4 protein-coding genes are annotated in these 6,959 nt (G+C 59.3%); all 4 read left to right on the top strand.

Translation table 11 applies throughout. The features are described 5' to 3' along the window. Positions 1–36 precede the first annotated feature (36 nt). The 4 genes from prpC to prpD all read left to right on the top strand — a co-directional run bounded on the left by prpC (position 37) and on the right by prpD (position 6,713). Complete coding sequence (gene prpC / locus CH74_RS13045) at positions 37–1,164, top strand: 2-methylcitrate synthase (protein WP_048307978.1); 1,128 nt, start codon at positions 37–39, stop codon at positions 1,162–1,164. A 193-nt stretch (positions 1,165–1,357) separates the two neighbouring features. Then, positions 1,358–3,982: a Fe/S-dependent 2-methylisocitrate dehydratase AcnD gene (acnD, locus tag CH74_RS13050; protein ID WP_048307979.1), complete on the top strand. Its 2,625-nt coding sequence runs from the start codon at positions 1,358–1,360 to the stop codon at positions 3,980–3,982. A 1-nt stretch (position 3,983) separates the two neighbouring features. After that, positions 3,984–5,174: a 2-methylaconitate cis-trans isomerase PrpF gene (prpF, locus tag CH74_RS13055; RefSeq protein ID WP_048307980.1), complete on the top strand. Its 1,191-nt coding sequence runs from the start codon at positions 3,984–3,986 to the stop codon at positions 5,172–5,174. Positions 5,175–5,228: 54 nt separating this feature from the next. Beyond that, positions 5,229–6,713, top strand: a complete 1,485-nt coding sequence (gene prpD, locus CH74_RS13060) for a 2-methylcitrate dehydratase (protein WP_048307981.1) — start codon at positions 5,229–5,231, stop codon at positions 6,711–6,713. The last annotated feature ends 246 nt before the right edge of the window (positions 6,714–6,959 follow it).

Below are 6,959 nucleotides of genomic sequence, written 5' to 3' on the forward strand. Positions count from 1 at the left end.
GCTATCAATTCATCAGGGAACATCTGGAGGTCTATCATGGCAGACAAACCGACCAATGGAGCCGGCCTGCGCGGTCAGAGCGCCGGTAGTACAGCACTATGCACCGTGGGCAAGGAAGGATCCGGCCTGACCTATCGCGGCTATGATATTCACGACCTGGCGGATCATGCCCGCTTCGAGGAAGTGGCCTATCTGCTGCTCAAGGGCAAACTACCCAATCAGCAGGAATTGAACGATTACGTGGCCAAGCTCAAGAGCCTGCGGGATTTGCCGGATGCGCTCAAGCGGGTGCTTGAAGAGATTCCGGCGGATGCCCACCCCATGGACGTAATGCGTACCGGCGCCTCCATGCTGGGCAATCTCGAGACCGAGCAAAGCTTCGACGAAGAGCAGGATCAGAGCGATCGCATGCTGGCGGCGTTTCCGGGCATCATCAACTACTGGTATCGCTATTCTCACGACGGCGTGCGCATCGACACCGACACCGACGATGAATCCATCGGCGGTCACTTCCTGCACCTTCTGCATGGCAAGCCCGCATCCGAGCTGCACGCCCGGGTAATGAACGTCTCGCTGATTCTCTATGCCGAGCACGAGTTCAATGCCTCGACCTTCACCGCCCGGGTCTGCGCCTCGACGCTTTCCGACATTCACAGCTGCGTGACTGGCGCCATCGGTTCGCTGCGCGGGCCGCTGCACGGCGGTGCCAACGAGGCCGCCATGGCCATGATCGAAGACTGGCAGTCGCCGGAGGAAGCGGAGCGCGAGATCATGGGTAAGCTCGAGCGCAAGGAGAAGATCATGGGCTTTGGCCACGCGGTCTACAAGGATTCCGACCCGCGCAATGCCATGATCAAGAAGTGGTCGAAGGAGCTTGCCGAAGAGGCCGGTGACGATCGACTCTATCAGATCTCCGAGCGGGTCGAAGAGGTCATGTGGCGAGAGAAGAAGATGTTCTGTAACGCGGACTTCTTCCATGCTAGCGCCTATCACTTCATGGGCATCCCGACCAAGCTGTTTACGCCGATTTTCGTCTGCTCGCGTCTCTCGGGCTGGTGCGCTCACGTCTTCGAGCAGCGGGAGAACAACCGCATCATTCGCCCCAACGCGGATTACACCGGACCGGAGAAGCAAGAATGGTTACCGATCGAGCAGCGCAAGTGATTATAGCTACAGACTCCGGCCCGGTGCGCGCGGCTTCGGGCGCGATGAAAGGCACCGGACCGGAGAAGCAAGAATGGTTGCCTATCGAACAGCGCGACTGAACGCTGGCTAGGCGATTTCATGGCCGTGGCGCAACGCCACGGCCATTTTCGATATAAAAAACGATCCGATGAATGGATGGATGCTCGTCTTGATGAATACCGACTATCGCAAACGCTTGCCTGGCACCGATCTTGATTACTTCGATACCCGTGAAGCGGTCGAAACAATAAAACCCGGCGCCTACGCCAAACTACCCTATACGTCCCGAGTGCTCGCGGAGCAGCTGGTGCGTCGCTGCGATCCGGCGATGCTCACCGACTCCCTCAAGCAGCTGATCGAGCGCAAGCGCGATCTGGATTTTCCCTGGTACCCGGCCCGGGTGGTGTGTCATGACATCTTGGGTCAAACCGCTCTGGTAGATCTGGCCGGCTTGCGCGACGCCATCTTCGAGAAAGGCGGCGATCCAGCCAAGGTCAATCCGGTGGTGCCGACCCAGCTGATCGTCGATCACTCTCTGGCGGTTGAGCACGCCGGTTTCGAGCCGGATGCATTCGATGCCAATCGTGCCATCGAAGATCGCCGCAACGAGGATCGTTTCCACTTCATCGACTGGACCAAGACCGCTTTCAAGAACGTGGACGTGATCCCAGCGGGCAACGGCATCATGCACCAGATCAATCTGGAAAAGATGTCGCCGGTGATACAGGTACAGTCGGATGAGAGCGGGCAGCGCGTGGCCTTTCCAGATACCTGTGTGGGCACCGACAGTCACACGCCCCACATCGACTGCCTGGGGGTGATTGCCATCGGCGTCGGCGGGCTGGAGGCGGAAACCGTGATGCTGGGCCGGCCCTCCATGATGCGCCTGCCGGATATCGTCGGCGTCAAGCTGACCGGCAAGCGCCCACAGAACATCACGGCGACGGATATCGTGCTGGCGATTACCGAATTCCTGCGCAATCAGAAGGTGGTTTCCGCTTACCTTGAGTTCTTCGGCGAGGGCGCGGCGGATCTCACCATCGGCGACCGAGCCACTATTTCCAACATGACCCCGGAATTCGGCGCCTCCGCGGGCATGTTCTATATCGATGAGCAGACCATCGACTACCTGAAGCTGACCGGCCGGGAGCCAGAGCAGGTTGCCCTGGTTGAGAAATATGCCAAGGAGACCGGTCTGTGGGCGGACTCGCTAAAAGAGGTGGAGTACGAGCGGGTGCTGGAGTTCGATCTGTCCAGTGTGGTGCGCAACGTAGCCGGGCCGTCGAACCCCCATCGCCGGGTGGCGACCGCGGATCTGCAGGAACGCGGCATTGCTATCGATCTGGACAAGGCCCTGGCGGAAGAGAAGGAAGGCAAGATGCCGGATGGTGCGGTGATCATCGCCGCCATCACCTCCTGCACCAATACTTCGAATCCGCGCAACGTCGTGGCCGCCGGTCTGCTGGCGAAGAAGGCCAACGAGTTGGGCCTGATCCGCAAGCCCTGGGTGAAGTCCTCTTTTGCGCCGGGGTCGAAAGTGGCGCGACTTTATCTGGAAGACGCCGGCCTGCTGCCGGAACTCGAAAAGCTCGGCTTTGGTATCGTTGCCTATGCCTGTACCACCTGTAACGGCATGAGCGGTGCGCTGGACCCGACGATTCAGCAGGAGATCATCGCTCGCGACCTGTACGCTACAGCAGTGCTCTCGGGTAATCGCAATTTCGATGGCCGCATTCATCCGTATGCCAAGCAGGCCTTCCTGGCCTCGCCACCGTTGGTGGTCGCCTATGCGATCGCCGGCACCGTGCGCTTCGATATCGAGCAGGATGTGCTTGGCACGGATCAACAAGGCAATCCGATTACCCTGAAGGATATCTGGCCTTCGGACGAAGAGATCGACGCCATCGTCAAGGCGAGCGTCAAGCCAGAGCAGTTTCAACAGGTCTACATCCCCATGTTCGACCTGGGCAAGGTGGAAGAGGCGGAAAGCCCGCTGTACGACTGGCGCGAGATGAGCACCTATATTCGTCGCCCGCCGTATTGGGAAGGCGCATTGGCGGCGCAACGCACCATGAAGGACATGCGTCCGCTGGCGATACTGCCGGACAACATCACCACGGATCACCTGTCGCCGTCGAATGCCATCATGAGGGACAGTGCTGCCGGTGAATATCTGCACAAGATGGGCCTGCCGGAAGAGGACTTCAATTCCTACGCCACCCACCGCGGCGATCACCTGACCGCCCAGCGCGCCACCTTTGCCAACCCCAAGCTGATGAACGAAATGGTTCGAGGCGAAGACGGCAATGTAATTCAGGGCTCCCTGGCCCGGGTGGAGCCGGAAGGCAAGACAATGCGCATGTGGGAAGCGATCGAGACCTACATGCAGCGCAAGCAGCCGCTCATTATTGTAGCCGGCGCCGACTACGGCCAGGGTTCTTCCCGAGACTGGGCGGCCAAGGGCGTGCGGCTGGCCGGGGTGGAGGTTATCGTCGCCGAGGGCTTCGAGCGCATTCACCGCACCAATCTGGTGGGCATGGGCGTGCTGCCCCTGGAGTTTCAGCCGGGCACGACGCGAAAGACCCTCGAGCTGGATGGCACTGAAACCTATGATGTGACCGGCGATTTCACCCCGCGCGCCACCATGACCCTGGTGATCCACCGTCGCAATGGGGAGACTTTGGAGGTGCCGGTGATCTGTCGCCTGGATACCCAGGAAGAAGTCTCGATCTACTCCGCGGGTGGCGTGCTGCAGCGCTTCGCCCAGGATTTCCTCGAAGCCGAAGAGGTGGCCTGACATGAGCCAGATTCCCCAGGTTCGAATCCCCGCCACCTATATGCGGGGCGGCACCAGCAAGGGGGTGTTCTTTCGCCTCGATGATCTGCCGGAGGCCGCCCAACATCCCGGTCCGGCGCGGGATGCGTTGCTGCTGCGAGTGATCGGCAGCCCCGATCCGTACCAGAAGCAGATCGACGGCATGGGTGGGGCGACGTCGAGCACCAGCAAGACGGTGATCCTGTCGAAAAGCGACTCGCCGGATCACGACGTGGACTATCTGTTCGGTCAGGTCTCCATCGACAAGCCCTTCGTCGACTGGAGCGGCAACTGCGGCAATCTTTCCGCGGCGGTCGGCCCTTTTGCCATCGAAAGTGGCCTGATCGATGCGGCGCGCATTCCCGACAATGGCGTCGCCACGGTGCGTATCTGGCAGGCTAATATCGAAAAGACCATCGTCTCCCGGGTGCCGATGACCCATGGCAAGGTGCAGGAAACCGGCGATTTCGAGCTCGATGGGGTCACCTTTCCCGCCGCCGAGGTGGCGGTGGAGTTCACCGATCCGGCAGATGGCGACGGCGCGATGTTCCCCACTGGTAACGTGATCGATGATCTCGAGGTGCCAGAAGAGGTGGTGGCCGGAGGTGTGCTCAAGGCGACCATGATCAATGCGGGTATTCCGACCATCTTTATCAACGCCGCGGATATTGGCTATACCGGTACCGAGCTGCAGGAGGCGATCAACAGCGATACCCGAGCGCTTGCACGGTTCGAAGCCATTCGTGCTTACGGTGCGCTGCGTATGGGCCTGATCGAGCATATCGATCAGGCTGCCAGTCGCCAGCATACGCCCAAGGTGGCGTTTGTCGCGCCCTCGGCGGATTATCTTTCGTCCAGTGGCAAGCAGGTGGCCGCAAGCGACATCGATCTGCTGGTGCGGGCGCTGTCCATGGGCAAGCTGCACCACGCCATGATGGGCACCGCGGCGGTGGCGATCAGCGTGGCGGCGGCGGTGCCGGGTACCTTGGTCAATCTTGCCGCCGGTGGGGGGGAGCGTACGTCCGTGAGCTTTGGTCATCCTTCCGGCACCTTGCAGGTAGGCGCTGAAGTCAGTCAGGTAAATGGCCAATGGATCGCGACCAAGGCCATTATGAGTCGCAGCGCGCGGATATTGATGGAGGGGTGGGTGCGTGTGCCCGGCGATAGCTTTTAGATGAGCTAGGCTTTGGGAAGCAGGCGTTTTGTTTTATCGCAAGGAGAAAGCGCAATGAGTGCCAACGTGGAAGCCAATGTTCGTCCGGATTACGACGAAGAGCTGCGGAAAATTGCCGATTATGTGCTCGATTACAAGATCAAGAGTCCGGAGGCGCTGGATACCGCCCGCAACTGCCTGATGGATACCCTGGGCTGTGGTTTGCTGGCGCTGCGCTTCCCCGAATGTACCAAGCATTTGGGGCCGCTGATCGAGGGAACCGTAGTGCCCCACGGCGCTCGTGTGCCAGGTACGTCCTTTCGCCTCGATCCGGTCAAGGCAGCCTGGGACATCGGCTGCATCATCCGCTGGCTGGACTACAACGATACCTGGCTGGCGGCAGAATGGGGGCATCCCTCGGATAACCTGGGCGGCATTCTGGCCGTTGCGGATTATCTATCCCAGAAGCGTCTTGCCGTAGGTAAGTCGCCGCTGACCATGCGCGATGTGCTCGAAGCCATGATCATGGCTCACGAGATCCAGGGCGTGATCGCTCTCGAGAACTCATTCAATCGTGTGGGACTCGATCATGTGGTGCTGGTCAAGGTAGCCACCACCGCCGTGGTCGCCAAGCTGATGGGAGGCGATCGCGAACAAGTGCTGGCAGCGCTCTCTCATGCCTGGGTCGATGGTCAAAGCCTGCGGACCTATCGTCATGCGCCCAATGCCGGCTCTCGCAAGTCCTGGGCCGCGGGCGATGCCACATCCCGCGGCGTACGGCTGGCGGACATTGCGCTTAAAGACGAGATGGGCATCCCCGGTGCGCTGACTGCGCCCCAATGGGGGTTCTACGATGTGCTGTTTACCAAGTCCAACAAGGATCAGCAGATCAAGTCTGAAGACAAGCGCCGGTTCAGCTTTTCACAGGACTACGGCACCTATGTGATGGAAAACATTCTGTTCAAGATCTCCTTTCCCGCCGAATTTCATTCTCAGACCGCCTGCGAGGCAGCTGTTCTGTTGCATCCCCAGGTAAAGGATCGTCTCGGCGAAATCGACCGGATCGTCATCACCACCCACGAATCGGCGATTCGCATCATTTCCAAGGTGGGCAAACTAGCCAATCCTGCGGATCGGGATCATTGCCTGCAGTACATGACCGCCGTACCTTTGATTTTCGGCAACCTCGTTGCCGAGCACTACGAAGACAGTTTCCATGCGGCTAACCCGATCATCGATGAGCTGCGTGAGAAAATGGAAGTGGTCGAAGACGAGCGCTATACCCGGGAGTACCTGGAGGACGACAAGCGCTCCATCGCCAATGCGGTACAGGTCTTTTTCAAGGACGGTAGTAAGACCGAGCAAGTGGTCGTCGAATATCCGGTCGGTCATCGGCGCCGTCGAAAAGAAGGTATTTCTTTGCTGGAAGATAAGTTCAAGGTGAATCTGGCAACGCGCTTCCCGGCAGGTCGTAGCCAGAAGATCTTCGATCTGTGCAAGCAGCAGAAAGCCCTCGAGGGTACGCCCGTCAACGAATTCATGGATCTTTTTGTTATCTGAGACAGGCATTGCGCGAGCGGACCTTGAGGGCCGCTCGATTTACATCGATCGAGTTTCTTTCCTGACTCGAAAATAATCTTGGCGCCATTCCATTTCATGAACTAGAATTTTTTCTCGGCGAGGGCTTGCCAGGCTCGGTCGGAATCCGTAGAGTACGCATCCGCTGCTGCCGACGAGGGCCCGCCCTGGGGTTGCAGCACCGCTCTTTAACAATTGATCAGGTAATTCATGTGGGCGCTTGTAAGC

It is taken from the genome of Halomonas sp. PR-M31, from assembly GCF_001039575.1.
Taxonomy (GTDB): domain Bacteria; phylum Pseudomonadota; class Gammaproteobacteria; order Pseudomonadales; family Halomonadaceae; genus Modicisalibacter.

Coding starts and splice junctions, on each gene's coding strand:
- prpF (WP_048307980.1), top strand. CDS start 3,984: ATGAGCCAGATTCCCCAGGTTCGAATCCCCGCCACCTATATGCGGGGC.
- prpD (WP_048307981.1), top strand. CDS start 5,229: ATGAGTGCCAACGTGGAAGCCAATGTTCGTCCGGATTACGACGAAGAG.
- prpC (WP_048307978.1), top strand. CDS start 37: ATGGCAGACAAACCGACCAATGGAGCCGGCCTGCGCGGTCAGAGCGCC.
- acnD (WP_048307979.1), top strand. CDS start 1,358: ATGAATACCGACTATCGCAAACGCTTGCCTGGCACCGATCTTGATTAC.